13 protein-coding genes and 3 pseudogenes are annotated in these 14,572 nt (G+C 72.2%); 10 read left to right on the forward strand and 6 right to left on the reverse strand.

Translation table 11 applies throughout. From position 1 onward, the window contains the following. Positions 1 to 65 precede the first annotated feature (65 nt). Complete coding sequence (locus tag QQS16_RS07715) at positions 66 to 1,412, forward strand: FAD-dependent oxidoreductase (protein WP_286060871.1); 1,347 nt, start codon at positions 66 to 68, stop codon at positions 1,410 to 1,412. Positions 1,413 to 1,586: 174 nt separating this feature from the next. Here the strand turns inward: QQS16_RS07715 and QQS16_RS07720 are convergent, their stop codons facing one another. Further along, positions 1,587 to 1,940, reverse strand: coding sequence for an ArsR/SmtB family transcription factor (locus QQS16_RS07720; protein WP_286060872.1), 354 nt, complete (start codon positions 1,938 to 1,940; stop codon positions 1,587 to 1,589). 122 nt (positions 1,941 to 2,062) lie between these two features. Between QQS16_RS07720 and QQS16_RS07725 the strand changes: the two genes are divergently transcribed. After that, a complete protein-coding gene (locus QQS16_RS07725) occupies positions 2,063 to 3,142 on the forward strand; it encodes an NADH:flavin oxidoreductase/NADH oxidase (protein ID WP_286060873.1) in 1,080 nt (359 codons plus the stop codon). Positions 3,143 to 3,179: 37 nt separating this feature from the next. Here the strand turns inward: QQS16_RS07725 and QQS16_RS07730 are convergent, their stop codons facing one another. Both QQS16_RS07730 and QQS16_RS43910 read right to left on the reverse strand, forming a co-directional pair. Continuing rightward, on the reverse strand, positions 3,180 to 4,514 hold the full coding sequence (locus QQS16_RS07730) for an extracellular catalytic domain type 1 short-chain-length polyhydroxyalkanoate depolymerase (protein ID WP_286060874.1): 1,335 nt from the start codon (positions 4,512 to 4,514) through the stop codon (positions 3,180 to 3,182). 124 nt (positions 4,515 to 4,638) lie between these two features. Further along, positions 4,639 to 5,016, reverse strand: coding sequence for a non-reducing end alpha-L-arabinofuranosidase family hydrolase (locus QQS16_RS43910; RefSeq protein WP_502963773.1), 378 nt, complete (start codon positions 5,014 to 5,016; stop codon positions 4,639 to 4,641). 389 nt (positions 5,017 to 5,405) lie between these two features. Here QQS16_RS43910 and QQS16_RS07735 point away from each other — a divergent pair, with 389 nt between their 5' ends. Both QQS16_RS07735 and QQS16_RS07740 read left to right on the forward strand, forming a co-directional pair. Then, positions 5,406 to 6,323: a pectate lyase family protein gene (locus QQS16_RS07735; protein WP_502963774.1), complete on the forward strand. Its 918-nt coding sequence runs from the start codon at positions 5,406 to 5,408 to the stop codon at positions 6,321 to 6,323. Positions 6,324 to 6,354: 31 nt separating this feature from the next. After that, positions 6,355 to 7,137 carry a pectate lyase gene (locus QQS16_RS07740; protein ID WP_286060875.1) on the forward strand — a complete coding sequence of 261 codons (783 nt, stop codon included), beginning with the start codon at positions 6,355 to 6,357 and terminating at the stop codon, positions 7,135 to 7,137. 589 nt (positions 7,138 to 7,726) lie between these two features. Here the strand turns inward: QQS16_RS07740 and QQS16_RS07745 are convergent. Then, positions 7,727 to 8,311: an Rv1733c family protein gene (locus QQS16_RS07745; RefSeq protein WP_286060876.1), complete on the reverse strand. Its 585-nt coding sequence runs from the start codon at positions 8,309 to 8,311 to the stop codon at positions 7,727 to 7,729. A 270-nt stretch (positions 8,312 to 8,581) separates the two neighbouring features. Between QQS16_RS07745 and QQS16_RS07750 the strand changes: the two genes are divergently transcribed. From QQS16_RS07750 to QQS16_RS43915, 3 genes and pseudogenes are all read left to right on the forward strand, one after another. After that, positions 8,582 to 9,667, forward strand: a complete 1,086-nt coding sequence (locus QQS16_RS07750; protein WP_286060877.1) for a WD40/YVTN/BNR-like repeat-containing protein — start codon at positions 8,582 to 8,584, stop codon at positions 9,665 to 9,667. 155 nt (positions 9,668 to 9,822) lie between these two features. Beyond that, a pseudogene (locus QQS16_RS07755) lies at positions 9,823 to 9,975 on the forward strand (uracil-DNA glycosylase); the annotation flags it as partial. 44 nt (positions 9,976 to 10,019) lie between these two features. Beyond that, positions 10,020 to 10,176 (forward strand): annotated as a pseudogene (locus QQS16_RS43915) (LLM class flavin-dependent oxidoreductase); the annotation flags it as partial. A 179-nt stretch (positions 10,177 to 10,355) separates the two neighbouring features. On the opposite strand, the gene QQS16_RS07760 reads toward QQS16_RS43915, so the two are convergent. Both QQS16_RS07760 and QQS16_RS07765 read right to left on the reverse strand, forming a co-directional pair. Continuing rightward, positions 10,356 to 11,309 carry an IS481 family transposase gene (locus tag QQS16_RS07760; protein ID WP_286060349.1) on the reverse strand — a complete coding sequence of 318 codons (954 nt, stop codon included), beginning with the start codon at positions 11,307 to 11,309 and terminating at the stop codon, positions 10,356 to 10,358. Between the two features lie 120 nt (positions 11,310 to 11,429). Further along, positions 11,430 to 12,107: a uracil-DNA glycosylase gene (locus QQS16_RS07765; RefSeq protein WP_286060878.1), complete on the reverse strand. Its 678-nt coding sequence runs from the start codon at positions 12,105 to 12,107 to the stop codon at positions 11,430 to 11,432. A gap of 210 nt (positions 12,108 to 12,317) precedes the next feature. Here QQS16_RS07765 and QQS16_RS07770 point away from each other — a divergent pair. The 3 genes and pseudogenes from QQS16_RS07770 to QQS16_RS07780 all read left to right on the forward strand — a co-directional run. After that, positions 12,318 to 12,497: pseudogene (locus tag QQS16_RS07770) on the forward strand (uracil-DNA glycosylase); the annotation flags it as partial. Further along, positions 12,494 to 13,504: an N-acetylglucosamine kinase gene (locus QQS16_RS07775; RefSeq protein WP_286060879.1), complete on the forward strand. Its 1,011-nt coding sequence runs from the start codon at positions 12,494 to 12,496 to the stop codon at positions 13,502 to 13,504. The pseudogene QQS16_RS07770 and the gene QQS16_RS07775, both read left to right, overlap by 4 nt. A 95-nt stretch (positions 13,505 to 13,599) precedes the next feature. Continuing rightward, positions 13,600 to 14,523 carry a sirohydrochlorin chelatase gene (locus QQS16_RS07780; RefSeq protein ID WP_286060880.1) on the forward strand — a complete coding sequence of 308 codons (924 nt, stop codon included), beginning with the start codon at positions 13,600 to 13,602 and terminating at the stop codon, positions 14,521 to 14,523. The last annotated feature ends 49 nt before the right edge of the window (positions 14,524 to 14,572 follow it).

The following is a 14,572-nucleotide window of genomic DNA, read 5'->3' on the forward strand; positions in this document are numbered from 1 at the left end:
GCGGAGCCGAGGCGGTGCGATCCTGGAAGTGGCTCCCGTGGATCCTCCGGGGAAGGAGTTCCGCCGTGCTCCGTGTCGCCGTCGTCGGTTCCGGGCCGAGTGGGTGCTACACCGCCCAGAGCCTGGTCCAGCTGGATCCCGAGGTGCTCGTCGACGTCCTGGACCGGCTGCCGTGTCCGTACGGGCTGGTGCGGTACGGCGTGGCGCCGGACCACGAGAAGATCAAGTCGTTGCAGAACAACCTGCGGACGGTCCTGGAGCACGAGCGGGTCCGGTTCCTCGGGGGTGTCCCGGTCGGCCCCGGCGGGGTGCCGGCGGCGCGGCTGCGGGAGCTGTACCACGCCGTCGTGTACTGCGTGGGCGCCGCCACCGACCGGCACCTGGGGATCCCCGGCGAGGACCTGCCGGGCAGCTGGTCGGCGACGGAGTTCGTGTCCTGGTACAGCGCGCACCCCGACTGCGCGGCCGACGGTTTCGTGGCCGGCGCCCGGTCCGCGGTGGTCATCGGCGTGGGGAACGTCGCCGTGGACGTCACCCGGATGCTGGCCCGGGGCCCGGCCGAGCTGCACCCCACCGACATGCCGCAGCCGGCCCTGAGCGCGCTGGCCGCGAGCCGGGTGAGCGAGATCCACATGGTGGGCCGGCGCGGCCCCTCCCAGGCCCGCTTCACCACCAAGGAGCTGCGCGAGCTGGGCGACCTGCCGGGCACCGAAGTCACCGTCGACCAGCGGGAGCTGGCGCTGGATCCGGCGTACGAGGCCCCCTCCGACCTGTCCCCCGCCCAGCGCCGCAACGTGGAGGTGCTGCGCGGCTGGGCGACCGCCCCGGCCCGGGAGCCCGCGCCCCGCCGGATCCGGCTGCGGTTCTTCCTGCGGCCCGTCGAACTCCTCGCCCACGGAGGGCGGGTCGGCGCGGTGCGCTTCGAGCGGACGGTGCCGGACGGACAGGGCGGCGTGGCGGGCACGGGCCGGTTCGAGGAGATCGAGGCCCAGCTGGTGCTGCGCTCGGTGGGCTATCGCGGAGTGCCGCTGGAGGGGCTGCCGTTCGATCCGGCGACCGGCACCGTGCCCCAGCTGGCCGGCCGGGTCCTGCGCGAGGGCGCGGCCGCGCCGGGCGAGTACGTGGCCGGGTGGATCAAGCGGGGCCCGACGGGTGTCATCGGCACCAATCGGCCGTGCGCCAAGGAGACGGTGATCTCCCTGCTGGAGGACGCCCCCGCCCTCGTACGCGAGGGTCGCCCGGGTGATCCGCTCGCCGGTTTGCGGGCCGACGGGATCCGGCCGGTCGAGTGGGCGGGGTGGCAGGCCATCGAGCGGGCCGAGGCGGAACTCGGGGCCTCCCTGGGACGCGGGGTGGTCAAGCTGCCGGACTGGGCATCACTGCTGGCGGCGGCACGGTCGACGACGTCGTAGCGGCACGTGGCGGCGGGGCTGCGCGGCGACCGACAGGGTGGATCGACCGGGTGAGCGGACAGGGCGGGCGACCGGGCGGGCCCACTGGACGGGCATGACCCACATCGGCGACAGCGCGGACATCAACAAACTGTCACACCTCGTCGTACGGTGCCGTTGCCGGCGAAGGCGGCCTCAGGCGCCGCCGAGGCGGACGGCCTGCCGGGTGGCGGCGTCGAGGAGGACGTCGACCAGTCCCGGGAAGAGGTGGTCCAGGTCCTCCCGGCGCAGGCCGTTCATCTTGGCGGTACCCCGGTAGACCTGCCGGACCACGCCGGCCTCGCGCAGCACCCGGAAGTGGTGCGTGGTGGTGGACTTGGTGACGGGGAGGTCGAAGTGCGAACAGGACAGCTCGTCGCCGTCGGCGGCGAGCTCCCGCACGATCCGCAGCCTCATGGGGTCGGAGAGCGCGTGCAGCACGGCTTCGAGCCGGATCTCCTCGCGCGCCGGGTGCGGGAGGTCGCGGTTGCTGACGACGGGGGAGGTCACGGCGACTCCACTTGCTTCGGGGACCCCCATGGTACGAGATCCCTCGTAGTTTGACACTCGGCGTACTACGATGGTTATCGTACGAGTCGCCCATCGGCCCGCGACCATCGGAGCAGCTCCCCATGAGCACCCTTTTCCAGCCTCTCAGCCTGCGTGACGTGACCGTCCCCAACCGGGTCTGGATGCCCCCGATGTGCCAGTACTCGGCGGCCCCGGAAGGACCGGACACCGGCGCCCCGAACGACTGGCACTTCGCGCACTACGCGGCGCGCGCGGCCGGCGGCACGGGGCTGATCATCGTCGAGGCGACCGGCGTCAGCCCCGAGGGCCGGATCTCCCCGTACGACCTCGGCATCTGGAACGACACCCAGGTCGAGGCGTTCCGCCGGATCACGCGGTTCCTGGTGTCCCAGGGCACGGTGCCCGGCATCCAGCTCGCGCACGCGGGCCGCAAGGCCTCGACCGACCGGCCCTGGACGGGCGGCGCTCCGGTCGGCCCGGAGGCGTACGGCTGGCAGCCGGTGGCGCCGAGCGCGCTCGCCTACGACGAACGGCACCCGGTTCCCACCGAACTGACGATCAGCCAGATCGGTGAGGTGGTCGGCCAGTTCGCGGACGCGGCGCGGCGCGCGCTCGCCGCCGGCTTCGAGGTCGCCGAGATCCACGGCGCGCACGGCTACCTGATCAACGAGTTCCTCTCCCCGCACTCCAACCACCGCACCGACGCGTACGGCGGCTCGTACGAGAACCGCACCCGCTTCGCTCTCGAAGTGGTCGACGCGGTGCGCGAGGTGTGGCCGGACGACAAGCCGCTGTTCTTCCGCATCTCGGCGACCGACTGGCTGGAGGACGGCGGCTGGACCGCCGACGACACGGTCCGCTTCGCCCGCGACCTCCAGGCCCACGGCATCGACCTGCTCGACGTCTCCACCGGCGGCAACGCCTCCGGCGTCCACATCCCGACCGGCCCCGGCTACCAGGTGCCCTTCGCCGCCCGCGTCAAGGCCGAGACCACGCTTCCGGTCGCCGCGGTCGGCCTCATCACCGACACCGGACAGGCCGGGAAGATCCTGTCCAACGCCGAGGCCGACGCCGTCCTGCTGGGCCGCGAACTGCTCCGCAACCCCTCCTGGGCGCGGCAGGCGGCCCGGGAACTGGGCGCGGACGTGCACGTGCCGGACCAGTACCACCGGTCGGTCTGAGCGGCACCGCGCACGCCCCGCCCCGTCACGGGGTAGCTCAACCCGTCGCGCACGCCGTCCCGTTGAGCGTGAACCCGGTCGGTGGCCCGCTGTCGCCCCCATGGCTCGCCTGATACCCGATGCTCACGCTCGCGTTCGGCGCGATCGTCCCGTTGTACGACGCGTTCGTCGCCGTCACGGTCCCGGACGCCGGTGCGTACGTGGCTCCCCAGCCGTTGGTGACGGTCTGGCCGGCGGGCAGGGTGAAGGCGAGCCGCCAGCCGTTGACCGCGGTCGTGCCGGTGTTGGTGAGGGTCACCGAGCCGGTCAGGCCCGTGCTCCAGGCACTCGTGCCCGCCGTCACCTTGCAGGCCCCGGGCTGTGGCTGCGGCGCGGGCCCCGAGCTGTCGAGGCCGAAGAACCTCAGGGCGTGGGACGCCATGCCGTTGCTGTAGAGGTTGTGGCCGACACCCTGGAGGCTGATCGCCTCGACGGGGGCGCGGTCACCGGTGGACCCGTAGCGGGTGCGGATCCACCCGGAGACGGGCGAGTCGGTGGCGGAAGGGGTCTGACCGACGCCGAGCACGTTCGTCCACTGCTTGATCTCCTCCCCGAAGTTGGGGTAGCGCAGCACGTCGTCCTCGGTGCCGTGCCACAGCTGCATCCGCGGCCGGGGGCCGGTGTAGCCCGGGTGGGCGGCGCGGACCAGGTCGCCCCACGCCTCGGGGGTGCGGGTCACCGTGCCGTTCGCGCACGCGCTGTTCCACTCGGAGCCGTCGGTGGTGGCGAAGCAGCCGAACGGTACGCCGGAGAAGGCGGCGCCGGCCGCGAACACGTCCGGATAGTCGCCCAGCAGGACGTTCGTCATCATCGCGCCGGAGGAGATGCCGGTGGCGAAGATCCTGCCCGGGTCGGCGGAGTAGGTGCGGGTGACCCAGTCGACCATGGACTTGATGCCGACGGGGTCGCTGCCGCCGTCCCGTTTCAGCGCCTGCGGGGAGGCGACGTCGAAGCACTTGCTGGCGCGGGTGACCGAGGGATAGACGACCACGAACCCGTAGCGGTCGGCCAGCGAGGCCCACTCGGTGTTGGTGTACATGGCCGGTCCGGAGCCGGTGCAGTAGTGCACGGCCACCACGACCGCCGGGCGCGCGGTGACGCTCTCCGGCACGTACAGGTACATCTGGAGGTTGCTGGGGTTGCTGCCGAACCCGGTGACCTCGGTGAGCGTCGCGGGGGGCACCGCGGCGACCTGCTGAGAGCGGGCCGTGGCCGCCGGCGCGGTGAGGACGGTGGCCGCGAGCAGCGGCACCAGCGCTCCTAGCAGCGCCACGAGCACCGAACGCACCGAACTCAGCGGTCGCCCGGCGGTGTTGCGGGGAGAGGAGGACACGTCCTGGTCCCTTTCTGGTCGCTGCTCTGGGGACGTGGTACTGGAGTGCTCTGGGGACGTGGTACGGAGTTCCGTCAGCGTGGCCGGTCAGTGCCGGCCGGTCAGCGGGAGGAGTCTGTCCGGGTCACAGGGCGAGACGCCACGGCGGTTGCGCGTACTCGCCGCCCGCTGCCGGGTCCATGCCCTGGTAGCAGAACCTCGGTCGACACGGGTCGATCGTGAGGGTCTGGTCGACGCCGTCCCGCCGTCCCGGATCAGCTCGCCATGGCTGAAGCCCATGGTCCAGGCGGGCTGAACGACGTGGAACGTCACGTTGTCCGCCCGGACGCAGGCGTTCGCCTCGGTGTCCGCGAGCGGCTTTCAGCTGCCGCCCGGGCTGTCGGCGGTCCAGGCCCGGAGGCGGCGCCGCCAGTCGGACGTGGTGGCCGGCGCCTCGACGAGCAGGAGATACGTGCCGCTGCCGCCGATCCGGTATCGGCCGGTAACACCAGGACCAGCCCACTGATGAACGTTCGCATCAGCGGAGTCACCATCGGCTCACCCCTCTCGGTACGGGATCGTCCGCCGAGCATCGTGGCATGCACATGGCCGTCATGGAAGCGCTCCCACACGCCGAAAGAATTCGGTCATCCACCCCCCGGGGTCGACCGAATGTGTTCTGCGCGAAGCGTTGACTAGAAAGCGCTTGCCGCCTACGTTCCGTTCAGCAGTGTGACCCACCCGCACCACCACACCCCCACACCGCCACCCTGCTCGCCCGAGGCGATCAGGTAAGCGGACGGCAATCACATACTTGACCGGTCAGGCACCGCTGAAGGGACGCACCCCGCATGCGTACTCTCCCCCCACGTAGACAGGCGCGAAGATCCGCACTGGCATGCCGGCGCGGCCGTGCTCGCGACGGTGGCCGTGCTCGCCGTCCCGCGGCCGGCCGGGGCCGCCGAGACCTCCCCCATCGGTTTCGGCGCCGGCACGACCGGTGGCGGCGGCGCTTCGGCGGTCACCGTCTCGACACTGAGCGCCTTCAGGACGGCGGTCACCGGCAACTCGGCCAAGGTCGTCAGGGTCAACGGCCTGATCTCGCTGAGCGGTCAGGTCGACGTCGGCTCCAACACCACGGTCCTGGGCGTCGGTTCGTCGTCCGGGTTCACCGGGGGCGGACTGCGGCTGAAGAACGTCAGCAACGTCGTCATCCGCAACCTGAACATCAGCAAGCCGCTCGCGCCCTCCGACGGCGTCACGGTCGAGACGTCGACGAAGGTGTGGATCGACCACAACTCCTTCTCGGCCGACCGGGACCACGACAAGGACCACTACGACGGCCTGCTGGACATCAACCACGGATCCGACAACGTCACGGTGTCCTGGAACACCTTCAAGGACCATTTCAAGGGCTCGCTCGTCGGTCACAGCGACAACAACGCGGGCGAGGACACCGGGCACCTGAAGGTGACGTACCACCACAACCACTTCAGCAACGTCTTCTCGCGCATCCCCAGCCTGCGCTTCGGCACCGGGCACTTCTACGACAACTACGTCGTCGGCGCCGACACGGCCGTGCACTCCCGCATGGGCGCGCAGATGCTGGTCGAGAACAATGTCTTCCGCTCGACGAAGATCGCGGTCACCACGAACCGCAGCAGTGACGTCGACGGATTCGCCAACCTGCGCGGCAACGACCTGGGTGGAGCCGCCACCGAGGTCTCGCGGGTCGGCACGTTCACCACCGCTCCCTACGGCTACACCGCCGAGCCCGCCTCGTCCGTCGTCACCTCGGTGACCAGCGGCGCGGGCGCCGGGAAAATCTGATCAACTCCCCCCGCACAGAAGGAATCGGGACATGACTTCTGCAGCACAACCGCGCGTCCGCGGACGCGCACTGACCGGCTCACTGACCGCACTCGGCCTCTCGGGTGTCATGATCATGACATTCAACGCGCCCACGGCGAGCGCGGCGACCTGGCCGACGCCCTCCAGCAGCCAGGGCGTCAGCTCGACCATCTCGGTGTCGGGCGTCCGGGACGGCGGCATGGTGCGGTACTACGGCAGCGGCAACCTGGCCGGCGACGGCCAGGAGGAGGGCCAGGACCCGATCTTCAGGCTCGCGGCCGGCGCCACGCTGAAGAACGTCATCATCGGCGCGCCCGGCGCCGACGGCATCCACTGCGAGGGCAACTGCACCCTGCAGAACGTCTGGTGGGAGGACGTCGGCGAGGACGCCGCGACCTTCCGTGGCGGCTCCACCTACACCGTCACCGGCGGCGGCGCCAAGAAGGCCGCCGACAAGGTGTTCCAGCACAACGGGCCCGGCACCGTGAACATCTCCAACTTCGCCGTCAGCGAGTTCAAGACGTTGTACCGCTCCTGCGGCGACTGCTCCACGCAGTACACCCGCAAGGTCAACCTCAGCAACATCGAGGTGACCGGAACGGGCTCCACCGCACGGCTCGTCGGCATCAACGTCAACCGCAACGACGTGGCCACGCTGCGGGGCATCACGATCCTCAACGACGCCGGCCGCAAGGTCGTGCCCTGCCAGAAGTACAACAACACCACCGCCGTCGGGACGGGCCCCGACAGCAAGAACTGCCTGTACAGCACCTCGGACATCACCTACAGGTAGTCCCGCCCGCGCCCTGACCACCCGGCCGTACGAAGCGTCCCCACGGCGCTTCGTACGGCCGCCGTGCCGGGGCGCAGAGGGGGTCGCCCTGTCCGGGGTGTGGAGGGGCCGCCCTGTCCGGGGCGTGGAGGAGGGGGCGGCCTTGTCCGGGGTGTGGAGCGCGTCGGCGTGTCGGGGTGGGGGCTGCACAGGGCCACCGGCCAGGCTCACCGGCTGACCGGGGCGTCCTCCGCCCGCACTGATCCCGCCCGACGCGCGGCTCGGCCCGCCTCCGCCCGACGGCCCGGGGCGCCAGACCGGCCAGGCTCACCGGCTACCGGCTCGGCTCACCGGCCGCCCGGCCCGCCAGGCTGCCCGCCCCACCGGTGTCAGGTCCGTGACCGCGGCCCTCCGACGAGGTCCGGTGGGCTACCTCCCCGCCCGCGCGTGTTCGCTTGCCGGTGCCATGCGCACGTCCCTACGCGCCCCCGCCCCCGGGCGGCGCCGAGGTCCCGGGGCTGCCGCCGGGACGTGCGGTGGCCGGTGTGGCCGCACTGCGGCGGGGCTCGGTCGTGTTCAGCGGAGAGGCGGCGGTGGGGTCTCCCTGTCCTCAGCCCGTCGTGCGGCCCCACAGCGGGCCGAAGCGGGCCCACTCGGCGTCCCACTGGTCCATGCGGCCGCGCTCCAGGCGGCCGCGCAGGACCCGGCCGCCGACGAAGGGCAGCGCCCCGGCGCCGACACCGATCAGGCCACCGGTCAGGGCGGCCCGCAGACGGGCCTGGGCGGCGGTGGCGGGCTTCGTCACCAGTGCGCCCTCCGGATCCGTCCAGATGGTGACCGGAGTGCCGGGAGGGCTGCCGGGGTCGACCCGGGCCTGGCCGGTGTGCGTGGAGCCGTCCGGCACGGTCCAGCGGACCTCGGCCCACACTCGCTCGCCGCTGGACGTACGGGAGTGCGCGACCGCCGTTCCCGGCGCCCGCTCGGTGAGGTGAGCCGCGACGGGACGCCACTCGACGCGCTCCCGGGCCAGCCCGTGCTCGACGGTCCGGGCCGCCCCCAGACCGGCGAGTACGCCGGCCAGCACGGTGAGCGCCCAGGCACCGAGCACGACCCAGGCCTCCACCCTGTCGGCGCGGCGCTTGAGCGGATTGCGCCGCCAGCGCCACAGCCACACCTTCGGACCACGGAACGCCATCGAAGGCATCCTCCTCACGAGCACACGGACCTGCCGGACCGCCTTCCCATACGGGAGCCGCGTCCCGGATGCTCACGGCGGGTTTCCCGGCTCGGCGGACGCCGGCTCCCGGCACTCGCGCCGCATCGTGCCCGGATCGGCCCGCCACTTCCTCCGATCGACCGCCATCGCCGTTCTGACCTGCGGCGATACCGTCTGCGGGGGTGACTGTCAGTGGTGGGGTGCAGACTGGCGGGTGTCTGGGACAAAGACGTCGCGGAGGTGACCGGCATGACCGAAGTACTGCTCGCCGTGGGCACACGCAAAGGCCTGTTCATCGGGCGCAGGAGGGGCGCGGCCTGGGAGTTCGACGAAAGCCCCTACTTCAACGCGCAGGCGGTGTACTCGGTCGCCATCGACACCCGCGGGGACCGTCCGCGGCTGCTGGTCGGCGGCGACAGCGCGCACTGGGGCCCCTCCGTGTTCCACTCGGACGACCTGGGCCGGACCTGGACCGAACCGGCGCAGCCGGCCGTCAAGTTCCCGCCGGACACGGAGGCCTCGCTGGAGCGGGTCTGGCAGCTCCACCCGGCGGCCGCGGAGCCGGACGTGGTGTACGCGGGCACTGAACCGGCCGCGCTGTACCGCTCCGAGGACCGCGGCGAGAGCTTCCAGCTGGTCCGCCCCCTGTGGGAGCACCCCACCCGCTCCCGATGGGTGCCGGGCGGCGGCGGCGAGGGCCTGCACACCGTGCTCACCGACAAGCGGGATCCGCACGCGGTGACGGTGGCCGTGTCGACGGCCGGCGTGTTCCGTACGCAGGACGGCGGAGCGAGCTGGGAGCCGTCCAACTCCGGTGTCTCCGCGGTCTTCCTGCCGGATCCGGACCCCGAGTTCGGCCAGTGCGTGCACAAGGTCGCGCGGGACGCGGCGAACCCGGACCGGCTGTATCTGCAGAACCACTGGGGTGTGTACCGCAGCGACGACACGGGTGCGCACTGGACGGACATCGGTGAGGGCCTGCCCTCCACGTTCGGCTTCGCCGTCGCGACGCACCCCCGCCGCGGCGACACGGCGTACGTGTTCCCGATCAACGCCGACGCGGACAGAGTGCCCGCCGACCGGCGGTGCCGGGTCTTCCGGACGGCGGACGCGGGCAAGAGCTGGCAGCCGCTGTCCGCGGGCCTGCCCCAGGAGGACCACTACGGCACGGTGCTGCGGGACGCGCTGTGCACCGACGACGCCGACCCGGCCGGCGTGTACTTCGGCAACCGCAACGGCGAGGTGTTCGCGTCGGCCGACGACGGCGACAGCTGGCGGCAGTTGGCCTCGCACCTGCCGGACGTGCTGTGTGTGCGGGCCGCGGTGGTCGGATGAGCCGGAGGGGGTCACGGACCAGCGGGGAGGACAGCCTTGGCCACGGTTGATCTCCGGTGCCCGTACGGCAGTGGGGGACGCCTGTGGCTCCACGACCGTTGCGTGAGATCGTCGAACCGGGCTGAGCCAAGGCATTCGAACCCGTCGCCGGCCCGATCGCCCGGACGCGCGACTTCCTGCGCGCGGAGATCGCCTCCGGACGCACCTGCCTCCCGGCCGGACCGAACGTCCTGCGGGCCTTCCAGCAGCCCTTCGACGAGGTGCGGGTCCTGATCGTCGGTCAGGACCCCGACAGCACGGAGCGTCACCAGGAGGACGGAGGTGAGGTGCGGGTGACCACGGCAGGAAACACGCCCGTGGCTACGACCTGCTGGTGACGCGATCGACTGCGCGGCCGGTACGTGATCCCGATCGTCCGCGAGGAGGTCGCCAAGCGCGACGCCGAGCGGGCGGCACGCGGCACACGGGGCCTCGCGGCGCCGGCTCGCCCTGCTCCTTGCGGGCCCTGACCGCGCCGACCGCGCGGTGGGCCTTCTCCCAGGCCAACTGCCCGTTCTCGATCACCTGCCGCGGCAGCGAGATCGTGCCCCGCAGTTCCCCAGCAAGGTCGCGGATGCCGGCCGACGCCGCTGGAGGAAGAACCTGCTCCCACTCGGCAACGAGACTCTGCCGTTGCGACGGACGTGCCCTAGGTGTACTGACCCGTGAGGTTGGGGACGCGGCTGGCGGGTGGTTGGCCTTTCAGCGCGGTGTGTCCGCGGTGGTGATTGTAGGTGTGCAGCCAGCCGGGGTATGCGTCGCGTCGTTCAGTCTCTGTGCGGTAGGGGCGGGCGTAGGCCCACTCGTCCAGCAGGGTGCGGTTGAAGCGCTCGACCTTGCCGTTCGTCTGCGGCCGGTAGGGGCGGGTTCGCTTGTGGGTGATCCCGGCTGTGGCAAGGGCTTCGCGCCAGTCGCGTGAGCGGTAGCAGGAGCCGTTGTCGGTCAGCACCCGCTGGACGGTGATCCCGGCCTGGGCGAAGAACGTCTGGGCCCGGCCCCAGAAGGCGGTTGCGGTTTCCTTCTTCTCGTCTGCGTGGATCTCGCTGTAGGCGAGGCGGGAGTGATCGTCGACGGCGTTGTGCAGGTAGCTGTAACCGACGCCGGAGCGGGTCTTGCGGCCGGCCTGGCGGCCCAGGGTCTTGTGGCCGCCGCCGTCGGGGATGTTGCCGAGCTTCTTGATGTCCACGTGCACCAACTCGCCCGGCGCTGACCGTTCGTAGCGGCGGATCACCCGCCCGGTAGCGCGGTCGAGATGAGCGAGACGGGCCAGCTTGTAGCGGGCCAGGACCCGGTGCACCGTGGACGGGTTCAACCGCAGCAGATAGGCGATGCGGGCCGGTCCCCAGCGGCGCAGAACGCGGACCTTGATGATCCGCCGCTCGATGCGGGTCGGCATCCGGCGCGGGCTGGTGCGCGGGCGGCTGGAGCGGTCGCTCATGCCTGCCTCACCGGATCGACGGTAGCGGTCGGCCCACCGCTGGGCGGTGGTCGGCGAGACCTGGAAGCGTTCGGCGGCCCTGCGCAGGGTCCAGCCGTCCTCGACCACGCAGCGGGCCAGACGCAGACGGCCGGTCTCGGTCAGGGGTGCATTACGGTGGGGCACGAGGGCCTTTCTGTTGGTGTAGACGTCGCAATCCACACCGAACCGGAAGGCCCTCACTCATTTCAAGATCCCTCAGCCGAGATCTGGCTCCCTCGTCCACAACCTCCCGGGACAGAACACCTAGGGCAGGCGCCAGTCGACCGGCTGGGCACCCTGTTCGACCAGCAGGTCGTTGGCCCGGCTGAACGGACGGGAGCCGAAGAACCCGCGGTCCGCCGACATCGGCGACGGATGGGCGGACTCGATCGCGGGAAGCTCCCCGAGCAGCGGACGCAGATTGCGGGCGTCGCGGCCCCACAGGATCGACACGAGTGGCTTGCCGCGGGCCGCCAGCGCGCGGATCGCCTGCTCGGTGACCTCCTCCCAGCCCTTCCCCCGGTGCGCCCCCGGACTGCGCGGCGCCGTCGTCAGCGCCCTGTTGAGCAGCAGCACACCCTGCTCGGTCCACGGCGTCAGATCCCCGTTGGAGGGCCTGGGCAGCCCCAGGTCGGAGTGCATCTCCCGGAAGATGTTCTCCAGACTGCCCGGCAACGAACGCACCTCAGGCGCCACCGCGAAACTCAGCCCGATCGCCATCCCCGGCGTCGGGTAGGGATCCTGGCCGACGATCAGGACGCGAACGTCGTCGAAGGGCTGCTGGAAGGCCCGCAGGACATTCGCCCCAGCCGGAAGGTACGTCCGGCCGGCCGCTATCTCCGCCCGCAGGAAGTCCCCCATCGCGGCGATACGTTCGGCCGCAGGTTCCAGGGCCTTCGCCCAGCCCGCTTCAACAAGTTCATACAAGGGTCGTGGTGCCACAGCGCGTCACCCTACTGGCACACAACCGCCCCCGCACAAACACAGAAGTCCCCCACACCCGGACGCCGCCCACAGCGCTACTCTTCCTCCTCATCGAGGCCATCGAGCCGGTCCAGCGGATCGCGCAGCCCCGGGAAGGAGAGGAGCCTGTTGCATCCCATGAGCAAGCCACACCGCCATGGTCATCACGCCGCGCCGGCCTCTCGTCGCCTGTGGGGCCGCGACGCCCGCAGCCTCCGTCCGCTCCTCGGCAAGCTGCCGTCGGTGAAGTCCTCGTGCCCCTCCCCGATGCCGGCCGGCCGCGGCTTCTTCGGCTCGCGTCCCTTCCGCCGGGCCGACGACCTGCTGATCGGGCAGGGCGGACAGCCGGTGGACCGGCGCCTGTCGTGACCGGTGCGGGGGACGGCTTCCTCGCCGTCGACTCCGGCGGCTCCGGCCTCCGCGTCGTCGTCGGCGCCGTCCAGGGCGCCGGGCGGGCCGGCCGGGAGTCCCGGGAACCGGTGCGCACGGGGGCAGGCGGCATCGACCCGGTGCACTTCATGGAACAACTGGTGCCCCTGGTCCGCGCGGCGCTCCCCGAGTCGGGGGTCGACGGGCTGGACACGGCGGTGGTCGGTGCCGCCGGCCTCGCCACCCTGGGCGAGGCGCTGCGGGCGGAGCTCCCCGGCGCCCTGGCGCGGGAGTTCGGGGTCCGTACGGTCGCACTCGTCGCCGACGCGGTCACCGCCTACGTCGGAGCCCTGGGCGCGCGGCCCGGGGCGGTCGTCGCGGCCGGTACCGGTCTGATCGCGATCGGCACGGACCTGACGCACTGGCACCGGGCGGACGGCTGGGGGCATCTCCTCGGCGACTGCGGGGGCGGCGCCTGGATCGGGCGGGCCGGGCTGGAGGCGGCGCTCCGTGCCCACGACGGGCGGGAGGCCGGCTCGGCACGACTGCTGGTGTGCGCCCAGGAGGTGTTCGGCCCCGCGCTGGAGGTCCCCGCCAAGGTGTATCCGCGTGCGGACCGTGCCGCCGTCCTCGCGTCCTTCGCCCCCCAGGTGGCCGCCTGCGCCGCCGACGACCCCGTCGCCGCGGGGATCCTGCGCTCCGCGGCCCGCCACATGGCCGACTCCGCGGCCGCCGTCTGCCCGCCCGACGGCGAGCCCCTGATCGCCCTCACCGGCGGGCTGTTCAAGCTGGGCGACCCGCTCGTCGTCCCGCTGGAACAGGCGTTGGCGAGGCGGCTGCCGCACGCGCGGCGGGTGGCGGCCGAGGGGGATCCGTTGCGCGGCTCGGTCCGGATCGCGACGGGTCTGGCCACCGGTTCGCTCACCCTGCCGGGTGACGCGGTGCTGCTCTCCGTAGTGACCGCGACGGGCGGTGGGGCAGCCGGAAGAACCGCTGATCAGTTCTGATCCGTACGTAACTCATCAGACAAAACCGGACGGATACCGCTCACCTGCACCCTCCCCGAACAGGGGAGCCCAGGAAGCCAGTAACATGCGACGCCATGAGCTCCCCCACTGGGCCCGCGTCCGGCCTGCCAGTACGAATGCCGCGACCTCGCCAGCCCGGGCGGCACCGCCGACCCGAGCCGCTGGCGGCTCCCGAGGGCGCGCCCTCGCTCGTCCTCGCGGTTCCGGGCACCCCGGGTGTCGCCACGCGCGCCCTCGCCGACGAGGTCGTGAGCATCGCGCGCTCCGAGCTTCCCGGTCTCGACGCCCGGATCGGCTACCTGGACGGGGACGACGCGGAGTTCCCCACCCTGCAGGCCGTGCTGGCGTACGCAGCGGAGGAGCGCACCGCGCGCTACGAGCAGGCCAAGGCCGCCGGACTGGCCGTCAAGGAGCCCGACGGCCCGGTGGCGGTCGTCGTGCCGCTGCTGGCCGGGCCGGACGGCGCACTGCTGCGCCGGGTCCGCCAGGCCGTGATGGAGAGCCGGGTGGCGGCCGACCTGACCGACGTGCTGGGGCCGCACCCGCTGCTCGCCGAGGCGCTGCACGTGCGGCTGTCGGAGGCCGGGCTGGCCCGCGCCGACCGCGCCCGGCTGTTCACCGTGGCGACCGCCGCGGACGGCATCATCCTGGCCTCCGTGGGCGGCGAGGAGGCCGTGCAGGCGGCCGGGATCACCGGCATGCTGCTCGCCGCGCGCCTCGCCGTGCCGGTGATGGCGGCGGCGCTCGACCAGGACGGCTCGATCGCGTCCGTGGCCGAGCAGCTCCGCTCCTCCGGCTCGCAGCACCTGGCACTCGCGCCGTACCTGATAGGGCCGGAGATCGACTCCGGGCTGATCGAGGAGGCGGCCAGGGAGGCGGGCTGCTCCGCCGCCGAGGCACTCGGCCCGTACCCGGCGATCGGCAAGCTCGCCCTGGCCAAGTACACGACCGCGCTGGGCATCGCCCCGCCGCAGCCGCAGGGCGCGCCGGTCCGCTGACGCGCACCGCACGTTCGTACGGCGAAAGGGCCCTCTCCGCACCGGAGCG

Source organism: Streptomyces sp. ALI-76-A (genome assembly GCF_030287445.1).
GTDB lineage: Bacteria > Actinomycetota > Actinomycetes > Streptomycetales > Streptomycetaceae > Streptomyces.

Bases quoted from the DNA above. Each gene is read 5' to 3' on its own strand.
- QQS16_RS07725 (WP_286060873.1), top strand. From the start codon at position 2,063: ATGAGCACCCTTTTCCAGCCTCTCAGCCTGCGTGACGTGACCGTCCCC.
- QQS16_RS07780 (WP_286060880.1), top strand. From the start codon at position 13,600: ATGAGCTCCCCCACTGGGCCCGCGTCCGGCCTGCCAGTACGAATGCCG.
- QQS16_RS07745 (WP_286060876.1), bottom strand. From the start codon at position 8,311: ATGGCGTTCCGTGGTCCGAAGGTGTGGCTGTGGCGCTGGCGGCGCAAT.
- QQS16_RS07740 (WP_286060875.1), top strand. From the start codon at position 6,355: ATGACTTCTGCAGCACAACCGCGCGTCCGCGGACGCGCACTGACCGGC.
- QQS16_RS07750 (WP_286060877.1), top strand. From the start codon at position 8,582: ATGACCGAAGTACTGCTCGCCGTGGGCACACGCAAAGGCCTGTTCATC.